The sequence below is a fragment of the Clavibacter sp. AC415 genome, from assembly GCF_979252985.1.
This window is the reverse complement of the sequence record NZ_CEEDAR010000015.1, coordinates 16,684-31,241: the sequence shown is the minus strand read 5'-3', so window position 1 is coordinate 31,241 and position 14,558 is coordinate 16,684. Positions and strand designations below refer to the sequence as shown.

The window sequence follows — 14,558 nt, the reverse complement described above, 5'->3', positions numbered from 1 at the left end:
CGTCCGCGGGACGGTCGTGCGTCGGGCTGCGGTGCGCCCTCGTCAGCCGATGCTGCCGACGCGGACGGTCACGGTCGCGACCGCGGCGGCCTCGGCGCCCACGGCCTCGACGAGCCGGGCGCGGATCGCCTCCACGGCGGCGCGGGCGGTGTCGCTGGCGCGGGCGTCCGCGTCGACCGCGATGGACGCCTGCACGAGCACGGTGCCCTCGCCGGTCTCCACGGTGACGAGACGCTCGGCGACGTCGGATCCGCCGCCCATCGCGCCCTCGACCACGTGCTGCGCCACGAGCAGCACGGGAGAGCGCGGGGCGTACACCTCGGAGACGCCCGCGACGCCGCGGAGCGCGGCCGTGAGGTCGCGCGACAGATCGCCCGGCGCGGGGAGCGGGACCGGCACCGGCCCGGGAGACGCGGCGACGACCGGGGCGGGCTCGGCGGCCGGGGTCGGGGTCGCGTCGTCGTCGAGGCTCATCGTCCCGCCTCCCCGCCGGGCGCCGGGCGCGGCTGCACGTCGACCACGGTCACGTCGATGCCCTCGACGCGCAGCTCGGTGTGCCGCAGCAGCGCCGCGTTCACCCGCTCGCGCACGCGCTGCGCGAGCTCGGGGAGCGGATCCCCCCAGACGACGCTCATGGTGAGCGCGACCCGGACGGGCGCCCCGGCAACGGTGACGTCGCCGTCGAGGGTGCAGCGCCCGATGAGGACGCCGGGGACCTCGTCGCCGGCCTGGCGGACGAGGGTGCGGACGGCGCCCTCCGTGAGCGCGAGGCTCACCGACGGGTCGGGGTGGGAGAGGGGGATGTCACGGCCGGCGCGGGACTCCCGGCTGATGTGGGAGAGCACGCCGCGGAAGAAGTCGTCGCCGGGCGCGTCGGCCTCGTCGGCCTCGACCTGCACGAGCTCGCGGCCGAGGTCGCGCATGTGCTCGAGGGCGCGGAGGGCGTTGCGGGCCTCGGGGTCGTCCTCGTACGCCGCGATGCGGGGGGAGCGGCCGCTGTCGAGGTAGTCGGCGAGCGCGGCCATGTCGAGGGGGGCGCCCTCGGCGTCGTGCGCGGGATCCGCATCGGCGGGCGGCAGCACCGGCTCGGCCGATGCGGCGGGAGCGGGAGCGGGGGCGGCGGCGGGCGGCGTGCGGGGCACGCCCGGCTGCACCGGCTCGACGGGGCCCACGGGCAGGCGCTCCCCGGGATCGCCCGGTCCGGTGCCTGTCATCGCCACGCCTCCATGCTCGTCATCACCGCGGTGCGTGCCCGGGAGAGCCGGCCGCGCACGGTCGAGGGCGTCGTGCCCAGGCGCTCCGCGATCTCCTCGTAGGAGAAGCCTCCCACCTCGCGCCAGCATCCACACCTCCCGCTGCTCGCCCGGCAGCGCATCCAGGACAGCCGCCAGCGCGCGCATCTGGGACGACGTCTCCGCGTCGCGCTCGGGCGACGTGAGCCGGTCGGCGATCTCGTGGTCGTCGATGTCGTCCACGGGCCTGCGGGCGCGGATCCGGTCGATGGACTTGCGGCTCACGATCTGCAGGAGCCAGCTCTTCACCCGGTCGGGCTTCTCCAGGGTCGGCAGGCGGTCCCACGCGGTGATGAGCGCCTCCTGCACGGCGTCGTCGGCATCGGCGCGCGACCCCGTCAGGCGGATCGCGAACGCACGCATGTAGGGGGCGTGCCGGCGCACCAGCACCTCGAAGGCCCGCGCGTCCCCGTCGGCGGCGCGCTCGGCGAGGATGCCGTCGCCCGCGTCCTGCAGCGAGGAGGAGAGGGCCATGCCGTACCTCCGTGTGCGCTGGGAGAACCGGGGGATCCGGGACCGGTCCGTGACGAACGGCCGCGGCCCTGCGTCGCATCCATGAGTACCACAGCAGCGCCCGTCCGACGGGCACCCACGAGGAGGAACCGCATGAGCGACACGAACACCAGCACTCCCGCCGACGTCACCCGCGTCGCCCCCGCGACCACGGGGATCGCGACCGGCACCGTCCTCGCCGAGGGCGACACCACGGTCACCGACGGCGTCATCGCGAAGGTCGCCGGGCTCGCCGTCCGCGACATCCCCGGCGTCCACGCGCTCGGCGGCGGAGCGGCCCGCGTCATCGGCCAGCTCCGCGACCGCATCGGCCAGACCGACCTCACGCAGGGCATCGCCGTCGACGTGCAGGAGGCGGGCGTGGCATTCCAGGTGACCCTCGTCGCCGAGTACGGCGTGCCCCTGCAGGACGTCGCCGCCGAGGTGCGCGCCGCGATCTCCGAGGCCGTCCGCGAGCTCGTCGGGCGTCCCGTCGCGCGCGTCGACGTCACGGTCGCCGACATCGTCCTGCCGGGCGAGGACTCCGACGACGAGGCCGCGGTGCCCGCCGTCTGATCCGCTCCACCCCGCGACGACGGGCCGCCGGTCGCGAGACCGGCGGCCCGTCGTCGCGTCGCGTCCGTGGACCTCCCATGCCGCGGGCGGGCTGTCGGGCGTCGTGTCGCGTCCGTGGATCTCCCATGCCGCGGGCGTACCGTCGGGGGATGACCGACGACACCGCTGCCGTGCCCGCATCCGCCCCCTCGACCGACGGATCGCCCCGCGTGGCGCTCCTCGGCACCGGCGTCATGGGTCCGGCATGAGCCGCTCGATCCTCCGCGCCGGGCTGCCGCTCACGGTGTGGAACCGCAGCGCCGAGAAGGCCGCGCCCCTCGCGGAGGACGGCGCGACCGTCGCGGACGGGGCGGCGGACGCCGTGCGCGAGGCGGACGTGGTGGTGGTGATGCTCTTCGACGCGGACGCCGTGCTCGAGGTCCTCGCCGAGATCGCGCCGGCCCTCCCCGCCGGAGCCGTCGTCCTCCAGTCCAGCACCGTCGGCGTCGAGGGCACCCGGCGGATCGCCGCGCTCGCCGCCGAGCACGGCGTCCGCCTCGTGGACGCCCCCGTCCTCGGCACGCGCGGCCCCGCCGAGCAGGGCCTCCTCGTGCACCTCGTCTCCGGATCCGAGGCCGACCTCGCCGTCGCCCGGCCCGTCCTCGAGGCGACCGGTTCGCGCACGGTCGTCGCGGGGTCGGAGCCGGGCGCCGGATCCGCGCTCAAGCTCGCCTGCAACGCCTGGATCGCCTCCATCACCGCCGCCACCGGCCAGTCGCTGGGCCTCGCCCGGCTGCTGGGCGTCGAGCCGCGCCTCTTCCTCGACGCGATCGCGGGCGGCGCCTCCGACACCCCGTACGCGCACCTCAAGGGCGGTGCCATGCTCGCCGGCGAGCTGGCGCCCTCCTTCGCGCTCGACGGCCTCCTCAAGGACGTGACGCTGATGCTCGCCGCGCTCGACGGCGCCGACGCGCACGACTTCGACACCGCCCTGCTCGAGGCGCTCCGCGAGACGTACGCGGAGGCGTCCGCGGCCGGGCACGGCGGCGACGACGTGGCCGCCGTGGGCACCGTCTTCGGCCTGCCGACGTCCTCCGACCGCTGATCCGGTCGGCGCCCCGCCCGCCCGTCGCTCCGGGCCGGGCGGGCACCCGCCCGTAGGATCGGCTCCGTGACGACCACCGACGCCCGCCAGCAGCTCATCGACCACATCACGAGGGACGCCGTCTTCCACGGCGACTTCACCCTGACGAGCGGCAAGAAGGCCACCTACTACGTCGACCTCCGCCGCGTGAGCCTCGACCACCGCGTCGCGCCGCTCATCGGCCGGGTCATGCTCGACCTCATCGCCGACGTGCCCGACGTCGCGGCCGTCGGCGGTCTCACCATGGGCGCGGATCCCATCGCCGCCGCGATCCTGCACCAGGGCGCCGCGGTCGGCCGCGGATACGACGCGTTCGTCGTGCGCAAGGAGCCCAAGGACCACGGCCGCGGCCGCCAGGTCGAGGGGCCGGACCTCGCCGGGAAGCGCGTCATCGTCGTCGAGGACACCTCGACCACCGGCGGATCGCCGCTCAAGGCCATCGAGGCGCTCGAGAAGGTCGGCGCGGAGATCGCCGCGGTCGCCGTGGTCGTCGACCGCTCCACCGACGCCCGCGAGGTGATCGAGGCCGCCGGCCACCGGTACCTGTACGCGATCGGCCTCGAGGACCTGGGGCTCGCGTAGTGGCCGGGCAGGCGCCTCCCGGCGGCGGATCGGGGAACGGCCGCGACGACGACGACCCGTTCGCGGTCCGGCCGGCCACCGACGCCGACCGGGAGCGCCCGGTCCAGCCGCTCGCCCCGATCGGATGGGGCCGGACCGCGGACCGCGAGCCGGTGCCCGCGGGACGCGACGGAGCGGATGACGGCGCTGACGCCGGCTCTCCCGACGACGACGCGCGCGACCCCGATCCGCAGGACGCGGGCGTGGATCCCGCGCCCGCCGACCTGCCGCCGACCGCCGACGGCGACATCCTCGCCGGCATCGTGCCGCTCGACCCGGCTGAGGACGACGGCCGCATCGCCCCGCTCGACCAGGTGGATCCGTCCTCCGGCGCCTACGACGTCGACGTTCCCGTGGATGCGCCCGCGCCTGAGCCCGACATCGCGGACGCCCCGTTCGACGCGGGCGGCCTCGACCTCCCCGACGAGCCCGGAGCCGACGGCGCCCCGGCCCCCGAGGATGGCGAGCCCGTCGAGGACGGCGAGCCCGTCGAGTCCGTCGAGGACGGCGAGCCGGTCGAGGTCCTGAGCGGGGAGGTCGACGCGGATGCGGAGCCGGCCGAGGAGCCGGCCGAGATCGTGCTGCGACCGCTCGACGACGAGGACCCCGACGCGGCCGAGGCCGCCGCGTCCGACGACGCGCTCGTGGTCGACGCGGAGATCGTCGAGGAGCCCGTCCCGGCCGCCGTCCGCGACCATGACGCGGACGACGACGGCACGGTCGAGCTGACGCCGCTCCGTGACGCCCCCGCCGACGAGGACGCGGACGTGGTCGACGACCCCGCCGACCAGCAGGTGCCAGGCGACGACGCCGCGGTGCCGCCCAGCAGCGTCGACGCGGCCCCCGGCGCCGCAGACGCCGACGACGACACCTCCGAGGCCGCCGACCGGTCCCGAGACGCGGACCAGGACGACGACGAGGTCGACGACGACGACGACGAGGAGGAGGCTCCTGCCCTCTCGCGCCGGCCGCCGCGGCGGCGCGCGCCGCCGCCATGGCGTGGGCCTCCGGATCCGCTCCGCTGGCGCCCGGCCCCGCCTCCGCCGCCGCTCCTCCCGCCGCCGCCCCTGCCGCCCCGACGGGCGCGGACCTCGTCGCCGATGCGGACGAGCCCTCCGAGCCCATGGACGAGCCGGTGGACGAGCCCGTCGGGACGATCACCGCACCCCAGCCGGAGGCGCTTGCCGCGCGTGCATCGGCCACCGTCGACGGGGGCCGCCGAGACGAGGCCCCTGATGCCGCGGCGACGCACGGGCTCGACGCCGACGAGCAGGAGGGTCCGGTCGTCGCCGACCCCGCCGCCCTCGAGGAGCCGACGCCGGCGCGCGTCGACGCCGAGGACACGACGCCCGCTCCGGACGCCGAGGACCCGACGCCCGCTCCGGACGACGCCGGGCATCGACCAGCCCGACGCCGACACCGGCGCCGAAGCTGGCACCGACGAGCCGGTGGACGCGCTCGCCCTCCTCTTCGGCGACGCCGCCGGCGAGCCGGACACCGGCCGCGACGCGGACTCCGATGCCGAGCGTCTCGACCATGCCGATGACGCCCGCACGCGCGTGCTGCCGGCAGCGGCAGCGGCAGCCACGGCAGCCACGGCCGCCGGCGCCGCCGCGGCATCGGCAGCCGCCACCGCGGCCCCGCGCCCCGATCGCGACGCCCCCACGACCGCTGTCCCCGTCGACGCGCCCCGTCCGGACGCCGCCGCGCGCCCCGAGCCGGTCCCGCCGCCATACGCCGCATCGTCCATGCCACGTCCGCCCGCCGGTGACGAGGTCCGCCCGGCGACCCCGGTCGCGCCCACCCCGCCGCCCGCCTCCCCGCCGCGCGGTCCGCGCGGCCCCCGCCGCACCGGTCTCTGGGTCGGCGGCGCGATCCTGCTCGTCCTCCTCCTCATCGGCCTGTTCTACCTGGGCCAGCGCCTCGGATCGGCCGCCGCCCCGGACGCGGAGCCCGTCGCGACCGAGACCGCCGAGGCGACGCCGACCCCCACCCCGACGCCGACGGATCCCGTGCAGGGGCCGGCGGCCGCGGGGGTCCAGGCGTGGGACGGCGCTGCTCGGCGGCGAGTGCATCGAGCCGTACGCGACGCCGTGGGAGGAGGAGTTCACGGTCGTCGACTGCGGATCCGAGCACCACGCGCAGATGGTCGCCCGCGTCGCCCTGCCTCAGACGGGCGACCGAGTTCCCCGGCGAGGACGCCGTGCGCGACTCCGCCGACGAGCTGTGCATCGCCGACACGGTGATCGACTACGCCGGCGGCGCGCGCCTACGACGACGTGCAGTACCAGGCCGCGTACCCGATCAGCCAGGACGAGTGGACGGCGGGCGACCGCGACGTCTACTGCTTCGTCTCGCGCGCCGGCGGCGGCACGTTCACCGGCACCATCGGCGTCCCGCAGCCGCCCGTCGTCCCCTAGCGGGGAGCGGGCGGCGCGGGCAGCGGGCGTCGCGCCGTCCGTGTGCATGCGTCGCACCGCCGTCGCACCGCCGACGCACCGCGCGCCGGCGCCGCGGCATCCGCCCGCGTCAGAGCTCGGACTCGACCGGCTCCGGGTCCAGCAGCTCCGTGACGCCCGACAGCACCTCGTCGGGGCGGAACGGGTACCCGCTCGATCTCGGCGCGGTCGCTGATGCCCGTGAGCACGAGCACGGTGTGGAGTCCCGCCTCGATGCCCGCGATGATGTCGGTGTCCATGCGGTCGCCGATCATGCCGGTGCTCTCGGAGTGCGCCCCGATCTTGTTGAGGGCGGAGCGGAACATCATCGGGTTCGGCTTGCCGACGATGTAGGGCTCCTTGCCGGTGGCCTTGCTGATGAGGGCGAGCACCGCGCCCGTGGCCGGCAGCACCCCCTCGGCGCTCGGGCCGGTCGCGTCGGGGTTGGTGGCGATGTAGCGCGCACCGCCGTTGATCAGGCGGATCGCCCGCGTGATCGCCTCGAACGAGTAGTTGCGCGTCTCGCCGATGACCACGAAGTCGGGCTGCGTGTCGGTCATGATGAAGCCCGCCTCGTGCAGCGCCGTCGTGAGGCCGGCCTCGCCGATGACGAAGGCGGATCCGCCAGGCATCTGCTGCTCGAGGAACGCGGCGGTCGCGAGGGCGCTCGTCCAGATCGCCGACTCGGGCACGTGCAGGCCGGATGCGCGGAGCCTCGCCGAGAGGTCCCGCGGCGTGAAGATGCTGTTGTTGGTGAGCACGAGGAAGGGCTTCCCCAGGTCCTGCCACTGCTGGATCAGCGCCGCCGCGCCCGGGAGCGCCTGGTTCTCGTGCACCAGCACGCCGTCCATGTCGGTGAGCCAGCAGTCCATCTCGTCGCGCGTCGCCATGGGGTTCCCTCTCGTCGTGGTGACGAGGCTACTGCCGCCGGGTGGACGGACGCCGGGCCGCGGTGGCCCGCGGCCGGCACCGGATCGCCCGGCGCTTCCCGGTGTCGGCGCGCCGCCGTAGGGTCGGCGCATGCACGCACTGCCGACCGGATCCCTGCGCCTCGTCCACCTCAGCGACACCCATCTGCTCCGCGCCGGCGGCCTGCACCAGGGCCTCGTCGACACGGTCGCGGCCCTCGACCGCGTGCTCGTCGAGGCCGACCGCATCCCGCAGGTGCGGCTCCTGGTCGGCTCCGGGGACCTCTCCGAGGACGGCACGCCCGAGTCCTACGCGCTGCTCCGCGAGCGCCTGGAGCCGTGGGCCGCGCGCCGCGGCGCCGCCCTGGTGCTCGCCCCCGGCAACCACGACGTGCGCTCCGGGTTCCGCCTGGTGCTCGGCGACGGGCACGGCGGCCCCGGCACGGACGACGGCCGGGACCCGGCCGCGATCCCGCCCGTCGACGGCGTCACCGTCGTGGACGGCTGGCGCGTCGCCACCCTCGACACCTCGGTCCCCGGCAAGGGCTACGGCGCCCTCCGCACGCAGCAGCTCGACGCGCTGCGGGAGCTGCTCGCGACCCCGGCGGAGCACGGCACCGTCCTCGTGCTGCACCACCCGCCGCTGCCGGCGCCGACCACGCTGCACGAGTCGCTCGCGCTGCAGCGGCCGGACGTCCTCGCGGACATCGTGCGGGGGAGCGACGTGCGGGTGATCCTCTGGGCCACTACCACCACCACGTCGTCGGCGCGCTGGCGGGCGTGCCCGTCCTGGTGGCGCCGGGCGTCGCGAACGAGACCGACGTGGCGGCGGAACCGGGCACCGAGCGCATCGTGCGCGGATCCGGCTTCCTCGTCGTCGACGTGCATCCGGAGGGCGGGGTCACCTCGGTCGTCGTCCGGGCGCACGCGGAGGGCGACGGGGACGAGGTGGCGCTGCTCGACGCGCAGCTCGTGCAGCGGATCATCGCGTCGTCGGGGGCGCCCGCGATCGTGTGACGCCGGATCCCGCGGGAGCGGCCGAACATGAGGAGAGGCGGCGACCCGTGGGGTCGCCGCCTCTCCCTGGTGCTGCTGGTCTACTTGAAGACGTCCTTGACGTCCTCGCCGGCCTTCTTGGCGGACGCGGCGGCCTGGTCCTTCTGGCCCTCGGCCTTGAGGTTCTCGTCGCCCTTGTGGTCGCCGAGCGCCTCCTTGGCCTTGCCCGCGATGTCCTGAGCAGCGTTCTTGATCTTGTCGTCGAGACCCATGATCTCCTCCTCACTGCGGCCACCGGGTGCGGCCGTCGAATGGACTGTAGGACCGGCGGCTCCTGGATGCCTGACAGATGCGGGGTGCGTGTCCCGCTGAGCGAATGGCCTCCGGCGCCGGGTCCGCGCGGGTGTCCGCGCCGGGGCCTTCCGCCGGGACCCGCGTCGCCCCTAGGCTCCGGGACCGTGATCCTCTTCGGTCTCCTCCCCCTGCTCGTGGCGGCGTGCGCGCTCGTCGACCTCGTCACGCGGCCGGACGACGGGGTGAAGCACCTGCCCAAGCTCGTCTGGATCCTGCTGATCGTCTTCCTGCCGCTCGTCGGGAGCATCGTGTGGTTCTGCGTCGGCCACGACTGGGACTCCCGCCGCGAGCCCGTCGGCCCGCCGGACCGGAGCGCCGCCTACGAGCGCGCCGCGGTGGCGGTCGACCGGCGCGTGCGGTCGACGGAGCAGCAGCTCGCCGACCTCGAGGAGGAGGAGCGCCACTACGCCGAGCTGGCGCGCATGCGGCAGCTGCGGGCGGAGCAGGCGGTGCAGGCAGCACGCGCGGCGGGTCCCGCGCGGGAGCGGCGCGCCCTGGGACCCGGCGGGACGCCCGAGACCTAGGCGCATCGGCCGGAGGGGCTCGCGTCCCTCCCCATGTCCCGCGCCGCGCGACCGCCCCGTGGAGCCCGCCGTCGGACGGCGCGGTCGGAGGCGGATGGGAGCATAGCCCCATGCCCGACACCGTCTCCCCGCCGTCCGCCGCCGCGACCTCCGACCTCCGGTCCGCCGCCCGCGAGCACCTGTCCCGGCTGGTCGGCGTCGCGGGCGCCGACTTCCACGACGGGCAGTTCGAGGCCATCGAGGCGCTCGTCCAGGACAGGTCCCGGGCCCTCGTCGTGCAGCGCACCGGGTGGGGGAAGTCCGCCGTCTACTTCGTCGCGACCCTCCTCCTCCGGCAGCAGGGCCTCGGGCCCACGCTGCTGGTCTCCCCGCTCCTCGCGCTCATGCGCGACCAGGTCGCCGCCGCCCGGCGCGCCGGGGTCCGCGCCGTCGCCATGAACTCCAGCAACGCGCACGAGTGGGACGACCTGCTCCGGGCCCTCGACGCCGACGAGGTCGACCTCCTCCTCGTCTCGCCGGAGCGCCTCAACAACCCGCGCTTCCGCGACGAGCAGCTGCCCGCGCTGCGGGCCCGCCTCGGCCTCCTCGTGGTCGACGAGGCGCACTGCATCTCCGACTGGGGGCACGACTTCCGGCCCGACTACCGCCGCCTCCGCGACCTCATCTCCTCGGTCGACGAGCGCGTGCCCGTGCTCGCCACCACGGCCACCGCCAACTCGCGCGTCGTCGCCGACGTCGAGGAGCAGCTGAGCGTCGGATCCACGGGAGGCGGCGCCGTGGAGACCGAGCGCGTGCCCGTGGTCACCATCCGCGGTCCGCTGGCCCGCCGGTCGCTGCGGCTCGGCGTGCTCCGGCTCGAGAGCAGCAGGGACCGACTCGGGTGGCTCCTCAGCCACCTCGACGAGCTGCCCGGCAGCGGCATCATCTACGCGCTCACGGTCTCCGCCGCCCAGGACACCGCGCGGCTCCTGCGCGACGCCGGCCACGCGGTCACGGCCTACACGGGCCGCGACGACCCGGCGGACCGCGAGCAGGCGGAGGGGGAGCTGCAGCGCAACGAGGTGAAGGCGCTGGTCGCCACGAGCGCGCTCGGCATGGGCTTCGACAAGCCCGACCTGGGCTTCGTCGTGCACCTCGGCGCCCCGTCGTCGCCCGTCTCCTACTACCAGCAGGTCGGCCGCGCGGGGCGCGGGTCGGCCGATGCCGACGTGCTGCTCCTGCCCGGCCGCGAGGATCCGGACATCTGGCAGTACTTCGCCACCGCCTCCATGCCGGACGAGCAGCAGGCCGCCGCCGTCATCCAGGCCCTCGGCGAGAGCGACCGGCCGCTGTCGGTACCCGCGCTCGAGTCACGGGTCAGCCTCTCCCGCAGCCGGCTCGACCTGCTGCTGAAGGTGCTCGACGTCGACGGGGCCGTGCGCCGCGACACCTCGGGCTGGTCGGCCACGGGCGTCCCGTGGGTCTACGACCGGGCCCGGTACGAGCAGGTCGCCGCGGCGCGCGTCCGCGAGCAGCAGGCGATGCTCGACTACGAGACCACGCTCGGCTGCCGCATGGAGTTCCTGCAGCGCCAGCTCGACGACGACACCGCCGCGCCCTGCGGGCGCTGCGACCGGTGCGCCGGGGCGTGGTACCCGTCGTCGCTCGACCAGCAGGCGTCGGCCACCGCGTCGCAGGCGCTCGACAGGGTGGGCCTGCCGATCGAGCCGCGGCTGCGCTGGCCCGCGGGCGCGTCGAGCGTGGGGGTGCCGCTCAGCGGCGCCATCGCGGCCGGCGAGCAGGTGGACGAGGGCCGCGCCCTCGCCCGCCTCACCGACCTCGGCTGGGGCGGGCGCCTCCGCACGGTCTTCGCCTCCGGCGAGGAGGACGGCCCCGTCGACGACGCGCTCGTCGCCGCCTGCGTGCGCGTGCTCGCGGAGTGGGGCTGGGCGGAGCGCCCCCGGGCCGTCGTGCACGTGCCCTCCGCCGCCCGGCCGCAGCTCGTCGGGAGCCTCGCCCAGCGCATCGCCGAGGTCGGGCGGCTGCCGTTCCTCGGCTCGCTCGACCTCGTCGATCCCGGCGCCCCCGGCGCGGCCCGCGGCAACAGCGTCTACCGGCTGGGGCGCGTCCACCCGAGGTTCCAGGTGCCCGCGCACCTGGCCGACGACCTCACGGCGGATCCCCGGCCCGTGCTCCTCGTCGACGACCTGGTCGACACGCGATGGACGCTCACGGTCGCGGGGCGCCTGCTCCGGAAGGCGGGCGCCACGCGCGTGCTGCCGTTCGCGCTCGCGCAGCAGGGGTAGCCGGCAGCACGGGCGGCCCCGCCGCGGCGCGCGTCAGGAGCGGTCGGCGATGCCTCCCGGGCGTCACGAAGACCCGTGCCGCCGCCGTGCAGCCGGGCGCGCATCACCTCGAGGGCCTGCGGGTTCTCGTCCACCAGCACGAAGCGGCGGCCGAGCTCGCGGGCAGCGGCGCCCGTGGTCCCGGACCCGGCGAAGAAGTCGAGCACCCAGTCGCCCGGGCGGCTCGAGGCCTGCACGATGCGGCGCAGGACGCCGAGCGGCTTCTGGGTCGCGTACCCGGTCTTCTCGCGGCCGGTCGGCGACACGATCGTGTGCCACCAGACGTCCGTGGGCAGCTTGCCGCGCTCGCGCTTCTCCGGGGTCACGAGGCCGGGCGCCATGTAGGGCTCGCGGTCCACCTCCGCGGAGTCGAAGCGGTAGCGGAGCGGGTCCTTCACGTAGACGAGGATCGTGTCGTGCTTCGCGGGCCAGCGGCGCCGCGACTTCGCGCCGTAGTCGTAGGCCCAGACGATCTCGTTGAGGAACGAGCGGCGGCCGAAGAGCGCGTCGAGCACCACCTTCGCGTAGTGCACCTCGCGGTAGTCGAGGTGCAGGTACAGCGTGCCGGTGGGATCCAGCAGCCGCCACGCCTCGATGAGGCGCGGCTCGAGGAACTCCCAGTAGTCGGCGAACGAGTCGTCGAAGCCGTAGAGGAGCCCCTTCACGGAGTCGTAGCTGCGGCCCTGGAAGCCGACGCGCGCACCGGGCGGTCGGGCGGGCTCGGGCGTCGCGGTGCTCGCGGGCGCCAGGGCGGGCGCGGTCTCCTCCGCGCCGGTGCCGGCGGCCGCGTCGGTGCCGCTCGCGGGGTCGGTGCCGCTCGTCGGGTCCGTGCCGCTGGCGCGGTCGGCGGTGGCCGCGTCGACAGCCGGATCCGGGGTGCGCGTCACGGTGAGGTTCTGGCGCTCCTGGGTGCGGCCCGTGTTGAAGGGCGGGTCCAGGTAGATGAGCTGGAAGGCGCCGTCGGGGAGCGCGCGGACGGCCTCGAGGTTCTCGCCGTGGATCACGAGGTCGGGGCCGTCGGGGGTCCACGCGGGCTGGGGCACGCCCCCGAGGTTAACGGAACGTCCGGCGGGTGCCGCGCGCGCCGGGAACGGCCCCGCCGCGCGGGTCCGGCCCCCATTTCGGGGCGCTTCGCCCGCATCCGTGCCCGAGCGGCACCCCCCTCCACTAGGAACGACACATGAGCGATGAGCGCGACCCCGAGCGGGACGGCGGACCCCAGCCCCACGAGCCGCAGGCCGACGGCACCGACCCGGACGGGGCGGGCACCGCGGGAGCGCCGGCGGGCGACGCACGGTCCGCGCCGGCGGAGTCGTATTCGGATTCGGCGGAGGGGACGACGAGCCCCTACGGACCGGCTGGCGGAGACGGAGGCGGAGACGGCGTCGCGGACGTGACGCCGTCGTCCGCGACGTCGTCCGCGACGTCGTCCGCGCCGTCGGCACCTGCCGCGGTGCCCGCCGCGGAGCCCCGGGCACTGCGGCCCCGGGCACTGCGGCCCCGGGCACCGCGGCCCCGGCACGGCGGCGGGCGATCCCCCGCCGCCGCATCCGCCCGCCGGGTACGGCGCGACCGGCCCCTCCGGCGAGGACGCCACCGGTGCCGCGGGCTACGCCCCGCCCGCCGGCGCCGCGTCGCAGGCCGGCGACCCGTCCTACGCCGGCGCCCCGCCGTACGCCGGCCCGCCCGCCGGGGCGACCCGTCCTACGCCCGCCGCTCCGCCCTCCGCCGCTGCCCCTCCTTACGTCACGGGAGCGCCGCCGCGCCCCCGCGGCGGGAAGGGCCTCGCCATCGCGGCGCTCGTCGTCGGCATCGCGGCCTTCCTCGGCGCCTTCATCCCGGTCCTCAACTACGCCGTGTTCGTGCCGGCCGTCGTCGCGGTCGTGCTGGGCATCGTGTCGCTCGTCCGCCGGATGGACGGCAAGCCCCTCGCGGTGAGCGGGATCGTCCTCGGCGGCGTGGGCTTCGTCCTCAGCATCGTCCTGGCGATCGTCTACACGTTCGCGTTCGTGTCCTCGGTGACGGAGGCGGTGGAGTCCGCGGGCGCCGACAGCGGCTTCGCGAGCCCCGAGCCGATCCCCGGCGAGGACGAGGACGCCGGCACCGGCGAGGACGCCGCGCTGCCGGGCACCAGCCCCGACGACCCGCTGCCCATCGGCACCCCCGTCACGGGCGAGGGCCTCGACGGACCGGAGTGGCAGGTCGTGCTGGGGACCCCGGTCCTCGACGCGACGGCGGAGGTGCTCGCGGCGGATCCGACCAACGAGGCCCCCGCGGAGGGCATGCAGTACGCGGTCGTCCCGGTCACGGCCACCTACCTCGGTGCGACCTCGGGCGACCCGCTGTCGGAGCTGGCGGTGGGCTTCCTCGCCGCCGACGGATCGCAGTACTCGGCGGCGGACAGCTTCGTGCTCGCCCCGGCGCCGGCGTTCACCGACAACGGGGAGCTCCTGGACCCGCTGGGCACGGCGACCGGCAACGTGGTCATCGAGATCCCGATCGACGGCGCCGCGGACGGCCTGTGGGCGACGGCGCCGGGCACGCTGTCCGACGCCTACTACTTCCGGGTCGGCTAGGGGAGGCGGGCGCGTGGCGCGGATGGATCCGGAGGCGTCGCGCCGCGACGTGGAGGACCGGCTGGCCGCGCGTGCCCATCCGCTCGCGGAGGCGATCGCCGAGCTCCGGGCGGCGGTGTCCGCGGCGCGCCCCGACGCCGTCGAGTCGTGGAAGTGGAACGCGCCCAGCTGGGCGCTCGACGACCACTTCGCCACGCTCGCGCTCCGCGATCCCGACGAGGTGCTCCTGATCCTGCACGCGGGCGCCCGGCCGAGGCCGGACCTGGGCGCCGTCCGGGTCGCGGATCCCGCGCCTCCTCCGCGCCGCGGCACCCGACCGGTCGATCGCGGCCTT

General features: G+C 76.1%; 12 protein-coding genes and 3 pseudogenes. 9 read left to right on the top strand and 6 right to left on the bottom strand.

Annotation, left to right across the window (positions count from 1 at the left end; all coding sequences use genetic code 11):
* Positions 1-42: 42 nt before the first annotated feature.
* The 3 genes and pseudogenes from ACZ411_RS06390 to ACZ411_RS06380 form a co-directional block, all read right to left on the bottom strand.
* On the bottom strand, positions 43-474 hold the full coding sequence (locus tag ACZ411_RS06390; RefSeq protein ID WP_464169343.1) for a hypothetical protein: 432 nt from the start codon (positions 472-474) through the stop codon (positions 43-45).
* A complete protein-coding gene (locus tag ACZ411_RS06385) occupies positions 471-1,220 on the bottom strand; it encodes an Asp23/Gls24 family envelope stress response protein (protein WP_464169341.1) in 750 nt (249 codons plus the stop codon). The genes ACZ411_RS06390 and ACZ411_RS06385 overlap by 4 nt, the downstream gene beginning before the upstream one ends.
* Positions 1,211-1,766: pseudogene (locus tag ACZ411_RS06380) on the bottom strand (RNA polymerase sigma factor). Before ACZ411_RS06380 ends, ACZ411_RS06385 begins: the two are co-directional and overlap by 10 nt.
* 132 nt (positions 1,767-1,898) lie before the next feature.
* Between ACZ411_RS06380 and ACZ411_RS06375 the strand changes: the two are divergent.
* From ACZ411_RS06375 to ACZ411_RS06355, 5 genes are all read left to right on the top strand, one after another.
* Complete coding sequence (locus tag ACZ411_RS06375; RefSeq protein ID WP_094114963.1) at positions 1,899-2,360, top strand: Asp23/Gls24 family envelope stress response protein; 462 nt, start codon at positions 1,899-1,901, stop codon at positions 2,358-2,360.
* Positions 2,361-2,604: 244 nt separating this feature from the next.
* Positions 2,605-3,444: an NAD(P)-dependent oxidoreductase gene (locus tag ACZ411_RS06370; protein ID WP_464169338.1), complete on the top strand. Its 840-nt coding sequence runs from the start codon at positions 2,605-2,607 to the stop codon at positions 3,442-3,444.
* A gap of 66 nt (positions 3,445-3,510) precedes the next feature.
* Positions 3,511-4,065, top strand: a complete 555-nt coding sequence (gene pyrE / locus ACZ411_RS06365) for an orotate phosphoribosyltransferase (protein ID WP_464169336.1) — start codon at positions 3,511-3,513, stop codon at positions 4,063-4,065.
* Positions 4,065-6,350 (top strand): septum formation family protein, encoded by a 2,286-nt coding sequence (locus ACZ411_RS06360; protein ID WP_464169334.1) that lies wholly within the window; start codon positions 4,065-4,067, stop codon positions 6,348-6,350. Before pyrE ends, ACZ411_RS06360 begins: the two co-directional genes overlap by 1 nt.
* Positions 6,351-6,383: 33 nt before the next feature.
* Positions 6,384-6,524, top strand: coding sequence for a hypothetical protein (locus ACZ411_RS06355; RefSeq protein ID WP_464169332.1), 141 nt, complete (start codon positions 6,384-6,386; stop codon positions 6,522-6,524).
* 109 nt (positions 6,525-6,633) lie between these two features.
* Here the strand turns inward: ACZ411_RS06355 and ACZ411_RS06350 are convergent.
* Positions 6,634-7,432 (bottom strand): annotated as a pseudogene (locus tag ACZ411_RS06350) (HAD-IIA family hydrolase).
* A 130-nt stretch (positions 7,433-7,562) separates the two neighbouring features.
* On the opposite strand from ACZ411_RS06350, the gene ACZ411_RS06345 reads away from it, so the two are divergent.
* Positions 7,563-8,498 (top strand): metallophosphoesterase, encoded by a 936-nt coding sequence (locus tag ACZ411_RS06345; RefSeq protein ID WP_464169330.1) that lies wholly within the window; start codon positions 7,563-7,565, stop codon positions 8,496-8,498.
* A gap of 49 nt (positions 8,499-8,547) precedes the next feature.
* Here ACZ411_RS06345 and ACZ411_RS06340 read toward each other — a convergent pair whose 3' ends face one another.
* The gene (locus tag ACZ411_RS06340) at positions 8,548-8,718 is read right to left on the bottom strand and encodes a CsbD family protein (protein WP_011931706.1); all 171 of its coding nucleotides are present in this window, start codon (positions 8,716-8,718) and stop codon (positions 8,548-8,550) included.
* A gap of 186 nt (positions 8,719-8,904) precedes the next feature.
* On the opposite strand from ACZ411_RS06340, the gene ACZ411_RS06335 reads away from it, so the two are divergent.
* The gene (locus ACZ411_RS06335; protein ID WP_464169319.1) at positions 8,905-9,324 is read left to right on the top strand and encodes a PLDc N-terminal domain-containing protein; all 420 of its coding nucleotides are present in this window, start codon (positions 8,905-8,907) and stop codon (positions 9,322-9,324) included.
* Between the two features lie 110 nt (positions 9,325-9,434).
* Complete coding sequence (locus tag ACZ411_RS06330) at positions 9,435-11,609, top strand: RecQ family ATP-dependent DNA helicase (RefSeq protein ID WP_464169317.1); 2,175 nt, start codon at positions 9,435-9,437, stop codon at positions 11,607-11,609.
* Positions 11,610-11,683: 74 nt separating this feature from the next.
* Here the strand turns inward: ACZ411_RS06330 and ACZ411_RS06325 are convergent.
* Positions 11,684-12,691, bottom strand: a pseudogene (locus ACZ411_RS06325) (DNA-methyltransferase); the annotation flags it as partial.
* Positions 12,692-13,510: 819 nt separating this feature from the next.
* Here ACZ411_RS06325 and ACZ411_RS06320 point away from each other — a divergent pair.
* Entirely contained in the window at positions 13,511-14,224 is a 714-nt protein-coding gene (locus ACZ411_RS06320; RefSeq protein ID WP_258071742.1) for a DUF4190 domain-containing protein, read from the top strand.
* Positions 14,225-14,558: the final 334 nt, after the last annotated feature.

Coding starts and splice junctions, on each gene's coding strand:
- ACZ411_RS06390 (WP_464169343.1), bottom strand. CDS start 474: ATGAGCCTCGACGACGACGCGACCCCGACCCCGGCCGCCGAGCCCGCC.
- ACZ411_RS06375 (WP_094114963.1), top strand. CDS start 1,899: ATGAGCGACACGAACACCAGCACTCCCGCCGACGTCACCCGCGTCGCC.
- ACZ411_RS06370 (WP_464169338.1), top strand. CDS start 2,605: ATGAGCCGCTCGATCCTCCGCGCCGGGCTGCCGCTCACGGTGTGGAAC.
- ACZ411_RS06345 (WP_464169330.1), top strand. CDS start 7,563: ATGCACGCACTGCCGACCGGATCCCTGCGCCTCGTCCACCTCAGCGAC.
- ACZ411_RS06340 (WP_011931706.1), bottom strand. CDS start 8,718: ATGGGTCTCGACGACAAGATCAAGAACGCTGCTCAGGACATCGCGGGC.
- ACZ411_RS06330 (WP_464169317.1), top strand. CDS start 9,435: ATGCCCGACACCGTCTCCCCGCCGTCCGCCGCCGCGACCTCCGACCTC.